The following is a 16674-nucleotide window of genomic DNA, read 5'->3' on the forward strand; positions in this document are numbered from 1 at the left end:
CGATGTCGCTGCTCCAGAGCACCCAGTTCCGCCCCGATCCATCCGCCGACGCGACCCGACGCGCCTGGGTCCGTGCCTGGCCGGAATTCCAGAATCCGGCGGCCTGGCTGGTCGCCTTGATCCTCGTGATCATGCCGCTGATCGCCAACGGCTTCTTCCTGATCGAGATCTTCGCCACCACGCTGATCCTCGGCATCATCGCGCTCAGCCTGATGTTCCTCGCCGGCTATGGCGGCATGGTCAGCCTGATGCAGCTCACCATCGCGGGCTTCGCCGGCTACATGGTCGCGGTGTTCGGCATGAGCGGCAACGCCAATATCAGCCTCGGCTGGCCGTGGTGGCTGGCAACCCCGATGGCGCTGGCGCTGGCGACGCTGTTCGGCACGCTCGGCGGCGCGCTCGCGGTGCGCACCGAGGGCATCTACACCATCATGATTACGCTGGCGATCGGCGCGGCGTTCTACTACTTCACCAACCAGAACTGGGCGATCTTCAACGGCCACACCGGCATCAACACCGTCGCGACGCCGCATTTCTGGGGCGTCGACTGGCGCACCGATATCGCCTTCTATTATGTCACGCTCGGCGTCGCCGCGATCTGCTACTTCGCCGTGCAGTATGTCTCGCGCGCGCCGTTCGGCCTCGCACTGCAGGGTGTCCGCGACAATTCCCGCCGCATGGCGGCGCTCGGCTTCAACCCCAACGCGCACCGCATCGCTGCCTACGCCTTCGCCGCCTTCATCGCCGCGCTCGGCGGCGTGCTGCAGGTCTGGAACTACCGGCAGATCTCGCCCGGCTCGGTCAGCGTCGGCGCCTGCATCGACGTGCTGATCATCGCCGTGGTGGGCGGCATCACGCGGCCGATCGGACCCTTCATCGGCGCGCTGATCTTCGTCCTGCTGCGGACCTTCGCGCTCGACGTGCTGATCAAGTTCGGACTCGACGGCAACCGCTTCCGGCTGCTGATCGGGCTCGGCTTCCTCGCTATCGTGTTCTGGTCGTCCGACGGCGTGATCGGCCTGTGGGAACGCTGGCGGCGGCGCTATGCATCATCGGCGCAACGTTCAGGCGGAGGCCGCCATGGATAGTGTCGCGCAGCGGCTGTCCGTGGTCGGCGCCGGCGCGGCGCTCGAGTTGCGCGGTGTGACGCGGCTGTTCGGCGCGTTGGCGGCGCTGACCGACGTCACCATCACGGTGCGGCCTGGCGAAAGGCGCGCGGTGCTCGGTTCGAACGGCGCCGGCAAGACCACGCTGTTCAACTGCATCACCGGCGACTTTCCGCCCTCCTCCGGCACGATCCGCTTCTTCGGCGAGGACATCACCCAATTCCCTCCCTATGAGCGGATCCGCCGGGGCTTACGCCGCACCTACCAGATCTCGGCACTGTTCCCCGGCCTGACCGTGCAGGACAACGTCTACCTCGCCTGCCGCGGCGTCTCGCGCGGTCGGTTCTCGTTCCTGCGCCCGGGGCAGAACGATGCGCTGATGCACGCGACCGAAACGCTGGTCCAGGCGGTGCACCTCGCGAACGTGAAGGACCAGCGCGTCGCCGAGCTCGCGCATGGCCAGCAGCGCCAGCTCGAGATCGCGCTGGCGTTGGCCGGCGCGCCGCGCTTCATCCTGTTCGACGAGCCGGCGGCCGGACTGTCGCCGACCGAGCGGCGCGAGCTGATCGAAATCCTGACCTCGCTGCCGGCGCATATCGGCTACATCATCATCGAGCACGACATGGACGTCGCGCTGCGCGTCGTCGAGAGCGTGACGATGATGCACAACGGCCGTATCTTCAAGGAAGGCCTGCCGCGCGAGATCGAATCCGATCCCGAGGTGCAGGAGCTTTATCTCGGAGGCGGCCATGAATGACCGCCGTGCCGCGCCCGCGCTCGAGGTGAAGGGCCTCGACGTCTATTACGGCCATTCGCATGCGCTGCAGGGCGTCGATCTCACGCTCGAGTCCGGCGTGTTCTCGGTGGTCGGCCGCAACGGCATGGGCAAGACCACGCTGTGCAAGGCCATCATGGGCTTGGTCCACGCCAGCGGCGGCTCGATCCGGATCCGCGGCGAGGAGGTCACGCGGCTCAATCCGGCGCGGATCGCCCGGCTCGGCGTCGGCTATGTGCCGCAAGGCCGCCGCCTGTGGCGATCGCTGACCGTTGACGAGCACCTGGCGCTTGCCGGCGGCCTGCGCCGCGGCGCCTGGACCATCGAGCGGATCTACGACACCTTCCCGCGCCTCGCCGAACGCAAGAACAATGGCGGCAACCAGCTGTCCGGCGGCGAGCAGCAGATGCTCGCGATCGCGCGCGCGCTGCTGACCAATCCGCATCTCTTGATCATGGACGAGCCGACCGAAGGCCTCGCGCCCGTGATCGTCGCCCAAGTCGAGGACATGCTGCTGCGCCTCGGCGACGAGGGCGATATCTCCGTCCTGGTCATCGAGCAGAACATCGGCGTCGCGACGGCGGTGTCGCGCAACGTCGCCATCATGGTCAATGGCCGCATCAACCGCATCATCGATTCCGCGCGCCTTGCGACCGACCGCGAGCTGCAGCAGCGGTTGCTTGGTGTCGGCACCCATGGTGCCGATGAGACCGACGCCGAGCCAGCGCCGGCGAGGGCTGAAACGGCCGGTGCCCCGCAACCGGAACGCAAGGGGCCGACCCGCATCTACGTCTCCAATCCGGTGCTGCCGACCCGCTGGTCGCAACCGGTGCCGATCGCCCGCATCGAGGCCGCCGCGCGGACGCAATCCGCCGGAGTCGCGCGGCTCGAGGAAACAAGTCGCTCTCGGCGCGAACCGGCGACGTCCAGAACGTCGGGGCCACCCGTCGTTCTGGTCGTCGGCACGCTGGACACCAAGGGCGCGGAGCTGCGCTTCATCCGCGATATCATCGCCGGCAGCGGCCTGCGCACGCGACTGGTCGACGTCTCGACCAGCGGCAAGGCGGCGAGCTGCGACGTCACTGCGCAGGAGATCGCACTGAACCACAGCCGCGGCGGCTCCGGCGTGTTCGGCGCCGATCGCGGCGCCTCGGTGACGGCGATGGCGGACGCCTTCGAGCGATGGCTGCGCCGCCAGGGCAATATCGCCGGGATCATCTCCGCGGGCGGTTCCGGCGGCGCGTCGCTGGTCGCGCCAGGCATGCGCGCGCTGCCGGTCGGCGTCCCTAAGCTGATCATCTCCTCGGTCGCGTCCGGCGACGTCGGTCCTTATGTCGGTCCCGCCGACATCACCATGATGTATTCGGTGACCGACGTGCAGGGTCTCAACACGATTTCGCGCACGGTGCTCGGCAACGGCGCCCATGCGCTGGTCGGCATGGTCAAGGCGCGGCTCGATGAACAGGCCGGCAAGCAGCGCGATGCAGGCGCGAACCTTCCGGCGATCGGCATCACCATGTTCGGCGTCACCACGCCGGCTGTGCAGAAGATCGCGGCCGAACTGCGCGAGGATTTCGAGTGCCTCGTCTTCCACGCCACCGGCGTCGGTGGCCGCTCGATGGAGAAGCTCGTCGAGTCCGGCCAACTCGCCGGCGTGATCGACCTCACCACGACCGAGGTGTGCGACCTCCTGATGGGCGGCGTGTTCCCGGCGACCGAGGATCGCTTCGGCGCCATCATCCGCACCCGCGTGCCCTATGTCGGCTCGGTCGGCGCGCTCGACATGGTGAACTTCGGCGCACCCGACACGATCCCGGAGCACTATCGGCAGCGCAAACTCCACATCCACAATCCGCAGGTCACCTTGATGCGGACCACGCCGGATGAGAACGAGCGCATGGGCCGCTGGATCGGCGAACGACTCAACCAGATGGACGGGCCGGTGCGCTTCTTCCTGGCCGAAGGCGGCGTCTCCGCACTCGATGCACCCGGCCAGCCGTTCTGGGACCCGGAGGCCGATGCGGCGTTGTTCCGCGCGCTGGAGCGCACCGTGCGCCAGACCGGCAACCGGCAGATCATCCGCATCAAGCGCAACATCAACGATCCCGAGTTCACCGCCGCCATCGTCAACGCGTTCCGCCCGTTGCTCGGACGCGCCGGTGGCCGGCGGAGAGTGGCGAGGTGACCCATGGCCAGGTTTGAACGCACGGCGCTGTTGAAGAAGTTTCACGCCATGATCGCACGCGGCGAGCCGATCGTCGGCGGCGGCGCCGGCACGGGACTGTCGGCAAAATGCGAGGAGGCCGGCGGCGTCGACCTGATCGTGATCTACAATTCCGGCCGCTACCGCATGGCCGGCCGCGGCTCGCTCGCCGGCCTGATGCCCTATGGCGATGCCAACGCGATCGTCGTCGAGATGGCCGGCGAGGTGCTGCCGGTCGTGACCAAGACGCCGGTGCTCGCCGGCGTGAACGGCACCGATCCGTTCCGCGACATGGATGTGTTCCTCGACCAGCTCAAGGCGCTCGGCTTTGCCGGCGTGCAGAACTTCCCGACCGTCGGCCTGATCGACGGCACCTTCCGCGCCAACCTCGAAGAGACCGGAATGTCCTATGCGCTCGAGATCGACATGATCGCGAAGGCGCATGAGAAGAACATGCTGACCACGCCCTATGTGTTCAGCGAGCAGGAGGCCGCCGCGATGGCAATCGCCGGCGCCGACATCATCGTCTGCCATATGGGCCTGACCACTGGCGGCACGATCGGCGCGCAGACCGCGCCAAAGCTCGCCGACTGCCCTGCCCGCATCGAGGCCTGGGCCGAGGCCGCGCTCAGCGTCAATTCGAACATCATCGTGCTCGCGCATGGCGGTCCGATCGCGGACCCCGCCGATGCCGATTTCATCATGAAGCAGACCCGCAACTGCCACGGCTTCTACGGCGCCTCCTCGATGGAACGCCTGCCGGTCGAGCGGGCGCTGACGGATCAGGTTCGCAAATTCAAGGCGATCGGCGCGCGCTAGCCGCCGTGACCAAGGGAGGAAGAGATGTCGGGGATGCTGGTCGGTGAATTGATCCTCTGGCTCATCGTCGCAATCGTCGCGATCGTCATCATCGTCTATGTCGTGAACTGGCTGTATCACCGTTCGTCGAAGGAGGTCTCCTTCGTCCGCACCGGTTTCCTCGGCGAACGCGTGGTGATCAATGGCGGCGCCTTCGTGCTGCCCTTCATCCACGACTACACGCCTGTCAACATGAACGTGCTGCCGATGGGGATCGTGCGCTCCAGGCAGGACGCCGTGATCACCCGCGACCGCATGCGCGTCGACATCGAGGCGGATTTCTACGTCCGGGTTCAGCCGACCCGCGAGGCGGTCTCGATCGCCGCTGCCACGCTCGGCCGCCGCACCATGGAGCCGCAGCAGCTGCACACCCTGCTCTCCGGCAAGTTCATCTCCGCGATCCGCTCGGTCGCCTCCGAGATGACGATGGAGCAGATGCACGAGCAGCGCGGCGACTATGTCGCCCGCGTCAAGGCCAATGCCGCCGAAGCGCTGGCGCAAAACGGCCTCGAGCTGGAGTCGGTCGCTATCACCGATCTCGACCAGACCGACCTCGAATACTTCAATCCCTCGAACCGCTTCGACGCCGAAGGCTTGACCCGCCTGATGGAGGACATCGAGGCCAAGCGCAAGCTGCGCAACGACATCGAGCAGGACTCGATGATCAAGATCCGCTCCCGCAATCTCGAGGCCGAGCGCCAGGCGCTGGAGATCGAGCGCGAGAGCGAGACCGCCCGTCTCGAGCAGGAACGCGACATCGAGATGCGCCGCGCCCTGCAGCGCACCGAGGTCGCCCGTGAGCGCGCCTTGCGCGAGACTGAGTCGGAGCAGGCCCAGATTGCGGCGCGCGAAGCCATCGAGAAAGCGCGGATCGCCAACGAGCAGGCGATCACCGAGGCCCGAATCGCCTCGGAGCGCGAGACCCGCCACAAAGAGATCGAGCGGACCCGCGCGGTCGAGGAAAAGGAGCTGCTGGCCCGCGAGGAGATTGAGAAGGTCAGGATCGCCAACCAGCGTTCGGTCGACACCACCCGCATCGCCTCCGAGCGCGAGGTGCGCCAGCGCGAGATCGAGCGGATGCGCACCGTCGAGGAAGCCGAGATCGCGGCCCGCGAGGCGATCGAGAAGGCCCGTATCCAGCAGGACCGCGTCGTCACCGATGCCCGAATCGCCAATGAGGAGGAGACCCGGCGCCGCGAGATCGAGCGCACCCGCGCGGTCGACGAGGCCGAGATCGCCGCCCGCGAGGCCACCGAGAAGGCGCGGATCGCCCAGACCATGACGGTCAATGTCGAGCGCATCTCCTCGGACGAGCGTACCCGCGCGCTGGAGATCCAGCAGGTCCGCACCATCCAGGAAGCCGAGATCGAGGCGCAGAAGGCGGTCGAGGCCGCCCGTATCGCCCGCGAGAAGACGCTGGCCGCCGAACGTATCGCCGCCGACCACACCACGCGTAAGCTCGAGATCGAGCGCAACCAGGCCGTCGAGATCGCCGGGATCAGCGCCCGCGAAGCCACCGAAGCGTCGCGGATCGCTCAGGAAGAGCACGTCCGGGCACTTGAGATCGCGCGCACCCGTGCGATCGAAGAAGCCGATATCGCCTCCCGCGAGGCGATCGAGGCGGCGCGCATCTCGCAGGAGAAGTCGGTCGCCGCGCAGCGCATCCGTGCCGAGCGCGAGACCCGCGCGCTCGAGATCGAGCGTACCGGGGCGATCGAGGCCGCCGAGCTGAAGCGCCGCGACGCGGTCGAGCGGCAGCGTATCGATGTCGAGCTGACGCTGGAGAGCGAGCGGATCGCCTCCTCCAGGACCCGCGAGGTGCTCAACATCGACCAGAAGAAGGCGATCGAGCTCGCCGACGAGGAGCGCGTGATCGCGCTCGCCGCCAAGCGCTCCGAGCGGATCGATGCCGATCGGCAGGTCCGGCAGGCCGAGATCGTGGCGCGCAAGGACATCGACACCACCGACGTCTCGCGCGAACAGGCGCTGGAGGCGGCCCGGATCGAGCGGCGCCGTGCGATCGAGCAGCTCGAGGTCGCCCGCAACCAGTCGCTGCAGGAGGCCGAGATCGTCGCCCGCGAGGAAGTCGAACGCGCACGGATTGCGTCGGACCGTGGCCTCGACGAGGCCCGCGTCGGCCGCGAGCGCGAGCTGCGCAAGCTCGAGGTCAACCGCGAGAAGGATGTCGAGACCGCGCTGATGGAGAAGGCCATCGCGCTGCATCAGAAATCGCTGGAAGAATCTGCGGCGCGCGCCGCCGCCGAGGACGCCCGGATCCGCGCGACGGAAGCGGCCGAGCGCGTCGTCACTGCGCGCGAAAGCGAGATCGCAAAGCGGCGCAAGACGGTCGAGGTGCTGCTGGCCGAGAAGCAGGCCGAGGAGACACGGATCGCCGCGGAAGCCGAACGCGTCCGCGCCGCGGTCGAGGCCGAGGCCCAGCGCCTGCTCAACGAGGCCGAGAACGTGCTCACCGACCAGGCGCGCTACTCGCTGTTCCGCCGCAAACTACTCGACCGCATCGAGGGCATCGTGCGCGAGAGCGTCAAGCCGATGGAGAAGATCGAAGGCATCCGCATCCTCCAGGTCGACGGCCTCAACGGCAATGGCCATGGCAACGGCACCGGCCGCAGCGCCACCGACGAGGTGATCGACTCGGCGCTGCGCTACCGCGTGCAGGCGCCGCTGATCGACTCGATCCTGTCGGATATCGGCGTCGAGGGCGGCAGCCTCGCCAAGATGCCCGGCCTGATCCGCGAAGCCCGAGACATGCAAGGCATCAAGGACTCCGCGCGCAAGAGCGGTGGCGATGCCAAGCCGGCAGCGCCCGAGGGCGGCGGCGAGCCGGCGCGCCCCGAGCGCACGCCGCGCAAGAAGGACTGAGCTGAAGCCATGGCACGGGTTTACGTCTCCACCGTCGTCAACGCCCGCAACGACCGGGTCTGGGCCCGCGTCCGCGATTTCAACGGGCTGCCGAACTGGCATCCCGCGATCGCCGAGAGCCGGATCGAGGGCGGCGAGCCCTCCGACAAGATCGGCTGCGTCAGGGATTTCCGGCTGCGCAACGGCGATCGCATCCGCGAGAAGCTGCTCGGGCTGTCCGACTACGACATGTTCTGCACCTATTCGATCCTGGAATCGCCGATGGGCGTCGAGAACTATGTCGCGACGCTGCGGCTCACGCCGGTCACCGACGGCGACCAGACCTTTCTGGAATGGACCGCCGAATTCGACTGCGCGCCGGAGCGCGAGACGGAGCTCGTCAACAATATCGGCGGCGGCGTGTTCCAGGGCGGCTTCGACGCGCTGAAGCGGGCGTTCGGGGGATAGCGGAATGCATAGATCAGATATCTCCGAGCAGACGGTCCACCTCTCCCCTTGCGGGAGAGGTCGGATCGCATCGCAAGATGCGATCCGGGTGAGGGGTCGCGGACCCTCGTGGGACCTGCGCCCCCTCGCCCGGCGTTGCGCGCCGACCTCTCCCCGCTGGGGAGAGGTGAGGCACGCGGCTCGAGACATCAAAACCGCAGATATTGGATTTTGACCGTGCCGCATATCGTCAAGAGCACGATCCTGGATGCACCGACCGACGCGGTGTGGGCCGTGCTGCGCGATTTCAACGGCCATGACCGCTGGCATCCGGCGGTCGCAACCAGCGGCATCGAGCGCGCACAGCCGTCCGACAAGATCGGCTGCGTCAGGCGCTTCAAGCTGAAGGACGGCGCCGAGCTGCGCGAGCAATTGCTGGCGCTGTCCGACCTTGAACAATCGTTCAGCTACTGCCTGCTCGATACGCCGATCCCGATGTTCAACTACGTGGCGCACGTCCGCCTGCTGCCGGTCACCGACGGCGACCGCACCTTCTGGCATTGGGAGTCGCGCTTCACGACGCGGATCGAAGACAGCGAGCGCATCACGCAGATGGTTTCGGAAGACATCTACCAGGCCGGCTTCGACGCTATCCGCCGGCATCTGAAGGAGGCCGCGTAAGCGGGGAACAACATCATGCCAGTCACGGTGAAGACCTTCACCAGCACCCATGACGCCGCGGCGGCGCTGTCCTCGGATCGCAGCGCCCGCTATCTCGGCGGCGGCACGCTGGTGATGCGGGCGCTGAACGAGGGCGACGTCTCGATCTCGACCATCGTGCGCGCCAGCGACCATGCGATGACACGGATCGATGCCACGGGCTCGCGCATCACGCTCGGTGCCGGCGTCACCTTCGCCCGCATCCTGGCCGAGCGCAATCTCACCTTCCTGCACGCCCCGGCCCGCTCGATCGGCGGACCGGCGGTGCGCAACATGGGCACCGTCGGCGGCAATCTGTTCGCGCCGGTGCCGTATGGCGACTTCACGGTCGCGATGCTCGCGCTTGATGCCACAGTGTCCGTCCAGGGCGGCCTCGGCGGACGCGATGTCCCGATCGAGGAGTTCCTGCAATCGCGCGACCGACAGGCCGGATCGCTGGTGCTGGCGATCTCCTTTGCCAGGCCCGCTAGCAGTGAGGCCTTCCGCTACCGCAAGATCGCGCGGATCAAGCCCAAGGGCGGCGCGGTGGTCACGCTCGCGGCGCACCTGCCGGTCAACGGCAGCCGCATCGTCGGCGCCCGCGTCGCGCTGGGCTCGATGGCGCCGACGCCGATCCGCGCCCGCGCCGCCGAGCGCGCGCTGGAAGGCCGCGCGCTCGACGCCTCCACCATCAGCGCGGCCGCCGCGGCGGCGGTCGAGGGAACGTCGCCCGGCGACAATGCGCTCGCCAGCGCCTGGTATCGCCGCGAGATCGTCGGCGTGCATCTCCGCCGTCTGTTGTCCGGTCAGGAATAATCATCATGGCCAAGACTGCCCTTCAGTTCCAACATAACGGCCGTGACGTCGCGATCTTCGTTGACGGCGGCACCAACCTTCTGGTCGCGCTGCGCGAGCTGATCGGCGACATGACGCCGAAGTTCGGCTGCGGCCAAGGCGGCTGCGGCACCTGCAGCGTGCTGATCGACGGCGAATTGCACCTCTCCTGTCTGACGCTCGCCGAAACGGTCGCCGGCCGCTCGGTCGAGACACTCGACGGCATCAAGGACGGCCCCAACCTGCACCCGCTGCAGCGTGCCTTTGCCGACAATTTCGCCGCGCAGTGCGGTTATTGCACGCCAGGTATGCTGATGGCCGCGAAAGCACTGCTCGACCGCAATCCGCAGCCGAGCCGCGCCGAGGTCGTCGAGGCGATCTCGGGCAATATCTGCCGCTGCACCGGCTATGAGCCGATCGTCAACGCCGTGCTGGCTGCCGCATCCGGCGGCCGGGCCCGCGCGTAAGGGAACCGTGCCATGCTGGAACTGCGCAAGGACATCTTCGCCGACGAGCGCGACGACAATCTGAAGGAGATCGGCAAAGGCACGCAACGCCAGGACATGCTCGGCCATGTCACCGGCACCTCGCCCTATTTCGACGATCAAAAGCTGCAGGGCATGCTGCATCTGAAGGTGGTCCGCAGCGCCCATTCTCACGCACGGCTGCGCCGCATCGACACGTCCGAGGCCGAGCGGTCGCAGGGCGTGCGGCGCGTGATCCGCGCCTCCGATGTGCCGCGCAATCTGAACACGCTGCTCAGCCTGATCAATTTCGGCAAGGATGACGAGCCGTCGCTCGCGGTCGACAAGGTGCGCTACAAGGGCGAACCGATCGTCGCGATCGTCGCCGACAGCCCGCGCGAGGCCTTTGAAGCCATCGCTAAGGTCAAGATCGATTATGAACCGCTGCCGGCGGTGTTCGACGTCGAGGACGCGTTGAAGCCGGGCGCGCCCGTGGTCAACGAGGTTTATCCCAAGAACACCTTCACCTATCACGAGACCTATGATCACCAGCAGCTGCGCTTCGGCGATGCCGACCGCGCGCTCGCCACGGCCGACCATGTGCTGGAACAGCGCTACCAGATGTCGCCGATCGAGCACGCGCCGACCGAAACCAACGGCTCGATCGCAGCGCCCGATACCAACGGCCGCTACATCGTCTACACTTCGACGCAGGCGCTGTTCTTCTCGGTCGATACCTGCGCGAAGATCCTCGACGTGCCATCCAATACATTCCACTTCATCGGCGGCACCGTGGGTGGCGGGTTCGGCGGCAAGGTCGACACGCTGACCGAGCCGCTCTGCATCCTCGGCGCGATGCTGACCGGACGCCCGGTGCGCTACGTGTTCGGGCGCGAGGAGGAGATGCAATACGGTCCGCCGCGTGGCGCCGAGCGCATCTACATCAAGGATGGCGTGATGCGCGACGGACGCGTCGTCGCCCGCAAGGTGCGCGCCTATTTCGACAGCGGCGCCTATACGAGGCTGTCGAGCTATGCGGCGGTGAAATGCGCCGCCCATCTGCCCGGCCCCTACACGATCCCCAACGTCCATGGCGACGTCTATTGCGTCTTCACCAACCGGACACCCGCGACCGCGATGCGCGGTTTCGGGGTCACCGCGATGGATTTCGCTATCGAATGCCAGATGGACAAGCTCGCCCATCTGGTCGGCATGGATCCGATGGAGTTCCGGATCCTCAATGCGTATCGCGACGGCGACATGAAGGCGCACCGCCGCGAGGCCAAGAACACCGCGCTGATCGAATGCGTGCAGGTCGCCGCGGAAAAAGCCAAGTGGCAGCTCCGCGAAGACTTCAAGCGGATGTCCTCGCGCAAGGATGGTGGCGGCGCGCGCGCCGCCGTGACGCCGACCCCGCGCGAGCCGCATGCGCCGCCGGCCGCACCGTCCCAGCAACGCACGACGTATGACCGCGCCCCGGCCGCGACCCGCGAGCCGCCGCCACCGCCGCCCTCTTCGCCGCCGCCGTCGTCCCCGCCGCCACGGCCGGCCGCGCCGTCGCATGGCGCCACCCGCTTCTCTTCCGTCTTCGGCACCAGGAGGCGCTGACCATGACCCGGCACCGTGGACGCGGCATCGCGTCGGTCAATTATCCCATCGGCATGAACCTCGGCGGCGATCCGAGCCAGGCGCTGGTGCATTCCAACCCGAGCGGCAAGTTCACCGTGGCGCTGTCGTCGATCGACCTCGGCCAGGGCATGAAGTCGGTGACGCGGCAGATCTGTGCCGAGACGCTCGGCGTGCCGGTCGAGGACGTCTATGTCGATACTGCCGACTCCGACACCGGCCCGCACTGCATGGGCTCGTTCGCCTCGCGCGGCACGCATCGCGTCGGCAACGCCGTGATGGCGGCGGCACGCGAGGCCCGCGGCGTGATGATGGAGGCGGCGGCCGAAGAGCTCGAGGTGAATGCCGCCGATCTCGAGACCGACGGCCGCGGCAATATCCATGTCAAGGGCGCGCCGCATCGCTCGATCTCCACCAAGGACGTCGCGATTGCCGCGCAGTTCAAGCAGGGCAAGACGATCTCCGGCCGCGGCATCTTCCTGGTGCCGCTGTCGGACGTCGATCCCGAGACCGGCGAGATGTCGCCGGCGACATGCTACGCGCATGCCTGCCTCGTCGCCGAGGTCGAGGTCGACGATGAGACCGGCGAGGTCGACATGGTCCGGATGGACTCCGCCTATGAGCTCGGCCGCGCGCTCAATCCGCGGCTGGTCGAGCAGCAGCTGGTCGGCGGCGCCTGGATGGGCGTCAGTCACGCGCTTTACGAGACGCCGGAGCCCTATTATCCGGAGCCGGTGCACGGTCCGCGCGACTTCGTCGAATATCTGATGCCGGGTCCGGGCGACATCTGCCCGCACGACATCGCGGTGCTGGAACGCCCGGCGCCCGACGGTCCGTTCGGCGCCAAGGGACCGGGCGAGATGTGCGCCAATCCCGTGCTGCCTGCGGTGGCCAACGCGATCTTCAACGCGGTCGGGGTGCGGATCGACGATCTGCCGATCACGCCGGAGAAGGTGCTGCGCGCGATCAAGGCGCAGGGCGGCGCGCGGCCGCAGCCGCGGCGCTGAGGTCTCGCCATGCCGGTCCGCAGCAACATCGTCGGCATCGACAGCCCCGAGGCGCTGGAGAAGGCACTGCGCGCGGCCTACTACCTCGCCGACGACGGCATCGCGACGGCCTCCTATCTCTCGCTGGCGCTCGGCAAGCCGCTGCTGCTCGAGGGCGCGCCGGGTGTCGGCAAGACCGAGGCCGCGAAAGCGATCGCCGCCGTGCTCGGCCGCAGGCTGATCCGCCTCCAATGCTATGAGGGCATCGACGCCGCCGCTGCCCTCTACGAATGGAACTATCCGCGCCAGATGCTGGCGATCCGGCAGGCCGGCGAGGAGAGTATCGACATCTATGGCGACGCCTTCCTGATCGAGCGCCCGATGCTGGCCGCGCTGCGCGCGCCTGATGCGACGGTGCTGCTGATCGACGAAATCGACCGCGCCGATCAGGAGTTCGAGGCCTTCCTGCTCGAATTCCTCTCCGACTTCCAGATCTCGATCCCCGAGCGCGGCACGGTGCGCGCTGCCGAACATCCCGTCGTGGTGCTGACCTCGAACCGGACGCGCGATCTGCACGAGGCGCTGCGGCGGCGCTGCGTCTATCACTGGATCGATTATCCGAATGCCGAGCGCGAGGCGCGCATCGTGATGATGCGGGCGTCCAGCGTGGCCGAGGCCACCGCCCGCGCGGTGGTCGCCGCCGTCGGCCGGTTGCGCCGCGAGCCGCTGAGCAAGGCCCCGGGGATCGCCGAGGCGGTCGACTGGGCGGAGGCCGCGACCTTGCTCAACAAGGGCGGCGCGCGCTGGCCGGATGCGTTCAAGCGTTCGATCGGCGTCGCGCTGAAGGACGAGGAGGATCTGCATTTCATCTCACCCCGGCTCGATGCGATCATTGCGGAGGCGGCCGCGTGAGCGATGACCTCAAGCTGCCGCGCGCGGCGCAGACATTCGTGTCCTTTGTGGCACTGCTGCGCGCCAACGGCTTCGCGATCGCGCTGGAGCAGACGACGAGCTTCCTCGCGGCGATCGAGCTGCTCGGGCCGCGCAATCTCGAGCACATCCGCCAGGCCGGGCTCGCGACGCTGGCGCCGCCGCCGAAGCGCCGTGCGACGTATGACCGGCTGTTCGACATCCACTTCCGCGGCGCCGAGGCGATCGAGCAGGCCGAGGGCGAGGACGAGGAGACCGTCCGCCTGCAGGAGGAAGGCCGCGGCGAGGACGAGCCGCCGCTCGCCGACGAGGCCAATGAGTCCGGCCTCGCCGCAGCGCGCGCCGAGGCATTGGTCGAGCGCCGCTTTGCACAGGCCGCGACCAGCGATCCGCTGCGAAAACTGTCGCGTGAGGCGGCAAAGCGGCTGCCGCGAAGGCGCGGCCACCGGCGCCATCGCGCACGGAGCGGCCCGTTCGCCGATCTGCGCCGCACGCTGCGCGACAGCGTGCGCAATGACGGCGAGGTGCTGCGGCTCGGGCGGATGCGCCGCCGCCAGCGCCCACGCAAGATCCTGTTCCTGATCGACGTCTCCGGCTCGATGAAGGCGCGCACCGAGGAGAACATGAAGCTCGCGCATGTGCTGGTGCAGGCGGCCGGCAATGTCGAGGTCTTCACCTTCGGCACAAGACTGACCCGCGTTACGCCGGCGCTGCGGCTGAAGCGGCGCGAGCAGGCGCTGAACGAGGCCTCCTTCCTGGTCAGCGACTGGGACGGCGGCACAAGGATCGGCGATGCGCTGCAGGCCTTCCTCGCCGTGCCCCGGTTCGGCGGATATGCCCGCGGCGCCGCGGTCGTGATCGTCTCCGACGGCCTGGAACGCGGCGATCCGGCTGCGCTGCGCGATGCCGTGGCAAAACTGTCGCGGCGGGCCTGGCGCGTCAGCTGGCTGACGCCGCTCGCAACCTCGCCCGGCTTCACGCCGCAAACCGAGGCGCTGATCGCGATCCAGCGCTTTGTCGACGATCTCGTGGACGGCGGATCCAGCGCGGCTGTTGTCGCGCATCTGCTGTCGCTTGGAACAAGGAGAGCCGCGTGACTGGCATTGTCGACGGACATCATCACATCTGGCGGCAGGCCGATCTCGCCTGGCTGTCCGGCCCGATGCAGCCGCGCATCTTCGGCCCCTACGAGCCGATCCGCCGCGACTATCCGATCGAGGAATATCTCGACGACCTCAAGGGCAGCGGCGTCACCCGCTCGGTCTATGTCCAGACCAACTGGCCGAGCGGCCAGTTCGAGGACGAGGCGGCCTGGGTGCAGCAGACCGCGGACCGGCACGGCTGGCCGCACGCCCTCGTCGCCTATGCCGATTTTTCCGTCGCCGACGTCCGGCCGCAGCTCGATCGGTTGAAGCGCTACCCGCTGGTGCGCGGCGTGCGGATGCAGCTGCACTGGCACGAAAATCCGCTCTATCGCTTCGCCGCCCGTGCCGATCTCTGCACCGATCCCGTGATCCTGCGCAATGTCGGCCACCTCGCCGACTATGGCTGGAGTTTTGACCTGCAGGTGTTCGCGCCGCAGATGGCCGATGCGGCCGGCCTTGCGGAGGCCTGCCCTGACGTGACGTTCATCCTCCAGCATGCCGGCATGCTGGAGGATCTGTCGCCGCAGGGTCGCGCCGCCTGGCGCACCGGGATGACGCGGCTCGCGCGATGCCCGAACGTGGTGTCGAAGCTGTCCGGGCTCGGCACCTTCATCCACCGCAACGATGCCGCGCATATCGCCGGCGTGATGACCGACACCGTCGCGATCTTCGGCGCGGAGCGCTGCCTGTTCGGCTCGAACTTTCCGATCGAGAAGCTGTGGACCAGCTATCGCGATCTCGTCGCCGCTTTCAAGACGGCAGCCGAACGGCTCAGCCCCGCACAGCGCGATGCGGTCTTCAGCACGACGGCGGCGCGGGTCTATCGGCTGGGGCCGTAGCCGCAGCGCGGGCACGAACATAACAACGAACACGAATTGGGAGGGAGACAGATGCCGTTGGAGATCAAGATTCTGGACTACGGCGATATCGAGCTGGAATCGAGCTTCCTCGTGCTCGGGCACAATTGCGGCCGCACCCGCCGCGTGCTGACGCTCGGCTTCCTGATCCTCGGCGGCCCCTACCCCGTGCTGGTCGACACCGGCTATCGCTCCAACCAGATCATGGAGACGCTCGGCATGCGCGGGCTCCAGTTCCACGAGAACATGATCGAGAACCAGCTCGCCCGCCACGGCGTGCGGATGGGCGACGTCCGCTTCGTCTGCCACACCCATCTGCACATCGACCATGCCGGCAAGGACGATCTGTTCCCGATGAACACCACCGTCGTGCTGAACCGCAAGGAGCTGGAATACTCCGTCTCCGGCCTGATGCACCCGCAGTATCCGGCGCCGGACATCAAGCATCTGATCGACCGCCTGCACACCAAGAGCGCGCTGCGCTTTCTCGACCTCGAAATCACCGGCCCGGTCGAGCTGATGCCGGGCGTCTATTGCGATGCCGCCAACGCCCACACCGAAGGCTCGATGAACATCCACGTTCACACCGCCGACGGCATCGCCACGATCTGCGGCGACGTGATCTATGATTTCAACGACCAGATCGTGAATCCCTTCAATGAAATCCACGACGCCGAGCCGCGCACCACCGGCAATCACGGCACCAGCAAACGCGCCGAGAAGGCCGCGATCAAGAAGCTGCTCTCGAGCTCACGCTATCTGCTTCCTGTGCATGATCGCCCGGCCAAGATCGAAGGCGGCATGGTGGTCGGCCGCCTGCATGACCAGGTACCCGGGCCTGTCGTGCAGAGCCTGCCGCAGCGCAACTGGTTCCCGGCGTAGAGG

15 protein-coding genes are annotated in these 16674 nt (G+C 67.6%); all 15 read left to right on the forward strand.

All coding sequences use genetic code 11. The features are described 5' to 3' along the window. Positions 1 to 2 precede the first annotated feature (2 nt). Positions 3 to 1088 carry a branched-chain amino acid ABC transporter permease gene (locus tag QJT82_RS05890; protein WP_028338493.1) on the forward strand — a complete coding sequence of 362 codons (1086 nt, stop codon included), beginning with the start codon at positions 3 to 5 and terminating at the stop codon, positions 1086 to 1088. Beyond that, positions 1081 to 1863 carry an ABC transporter ATP-binding protein gene (locus QJT82_RS05895; protein ID WP_028338492.1) on the forward strand — a complete coding sequence of 261 codons (783 nt, stop codon included), beginning with the start codon at positions 1081 to 1083 and terminating at the stop codon, positions 1861 to 1863. The genes QJT82_RS05890 and QJT82_RS05895 overlap by 8 nt, the downstream gene beginning before the upstream one ends. Then, positions 1856 to 4066: an ABC transporter permease gene (locus QJT82_RS05900; protein ID WP_028338491.1), complete on the forward strand. Its 2211-nt coding sequence runs from the start codon at positions 1856 to 1858 to the stop codon at positions 4064 to 4066. The genes QJT82_RS05895 and QJT82_RS05900 overlap by 8 nt, the downstream gene beginning before the upstream one ends. 3 nt (positions 4067 to 4069) lie before the next feature. Continuing rightward, the gene (locus QJT82_RS05905; protein ID WP_028338490.1) at positions 4070 to 4903 is read left to right on the forward strand and encodes a phosphoenolpyruvate hydrolase family protein; all 834 of its coding nucleotides are present in this window, start codon (positions 4070 to 4072) and stop codon (positions 4901 to 4903) included. A 24-nt stretch (positions 4904 to 4927) separates the two neighbouring features. Then, positions 4928 to 7822, forward strand: coding sequence for a flotillin family protein (locus QJT82_RS05910; protein ID WP_028338489.1), 2895 nt, complete (start codon positions 4928 to 4930; stop codon positions 7820 to 7822). 9 nt (positions 7823 to 7831) lie between these two features. After that, entirely contained in the window at positions 7832 to 8269 is a 438-nt protein-coding gene (locus QJT82_RS05915) for an SRPBCC family protein (protein WP_028338488.1), read from the forward strand. 216 nt (positions 8270 to 8485) lie between these two features. Further along, entirely contained in the window at positions 8486 to 8929 is a 444-nt protein-coding gene (locus QJT82_RS05920) for an SRPBCC family protein (RefSeq protein WP_028338487.1), read from the forward strand. 15 nt (positions 8930 to 8944) lie between these two features. After that, positions 8945 to 9763, forward strand: a complete 819-nt coding sequence (locus QJT82_RS05925; RefSeq protein ID WP_028338486.1) for an FAD binding domain-containing protein — start codon at positions 8945 to 8947, stop codon at positions 9761 to 9763. A gap of 5 nt (positions 9764 to 9768) precedes the next feature. After that, positions 9769 to 10248, forward strand: a complete 480-nt coding sequence (locus QJT82_RS05930; RefSeq protein WP_028338485.1) for a (2Fe-2S)-binding protein — start codon at positions 9769 to 9771, stop codon at positions 10246 to 10248. A gap of 12 nt (positions 10249 to 10260) precedes the next feature. Then, complete coding sequence (locus tag QJT82_RS05935) at positions 10261 to 11853, forward strand: xanthine dehydrogenase family protein molybdopterin-binding subunit (RefSeq protein WP_028338484.1); 1593 nt, start codon at positions 10261 to 10263, stop codon at positions 11851 to 11853. 2 nt (positions 11854 to 11855) lie between these two features. Continuing rightward, entirely contained in the window at positions 11856 to 12878 is a 1023-nt protein-coding gene (locus tag QJT82_RS05940) for a molybdopterin cofactor-binding domain-containing protein (protein WP_028333322.1), read from the forward strand. Positions 12879 to 12887: 9 nt separating this feature from the next. After that, positions 12888 to 13769 (forward strand): MoxR family ATPase, encoded by an 882-nt coding sequence (locus QJT82_RS05945; RefSeq protein ID WP_028338483.1) that lies wholly within the window; start codon positions 12888 to 12890, stop codon positions 13767 to 13769. Next, the gene (locus QJT82_RS05950) at positions 13766 to 14884 is read left to right on the forward strand and encodes a VWA domain-containing protein (RefSeq protein ID WP_028338482.1); all 1119 of its coding nucleotides are present in this window, start codon (positions 13766 to 13768) and stop codon (positions 14882 to 14884) included. The genes QJT82_RS05945 and QJT82_RS05950 overlap by 4 nt, the downstream gene beginning before the upstream one ends. After that, complete coding sequence (locus QJT82_RS05955; RefSeq protein ID WP_028338481.1) at positions 14881 to 15771, forward strand: amidohydrolase family protein; 891 nt, start codon at positions 14881 to 14883, stop codon at positions 15769 to 15771. Before QJT82_RS05950 ends, QJT82_RS05955 begins: the two co-directional genes overlap by 4 nt. A 51-nt stretch (positions 15772 to 15822) precedes the next feature. Continuing rightward, positions 15823 to 16671: an MBL fold metallo-hydrolase gene (locus QJT82_RS05960; RefSeq protein WP_026193286.1), complete on the forward strand. Its 849-nt coding sequence runs from the start codon at positions 15823 to 15825 to the stop codon at positions 16669 to 16671. Positions 16672 to 16674 lie beyond the last annotated feature (3 nt).

This window comes from Bradyrhizobium sp. Mp19 (assembly GCF_029952935.1).
Lineage (GTDB): Bacteria > Pseudomonadota > Alphaproteobacteria > Rhizobiales > Xanthobacteraceae > Bradyrhizobium > Bradyrhizobium elkanii.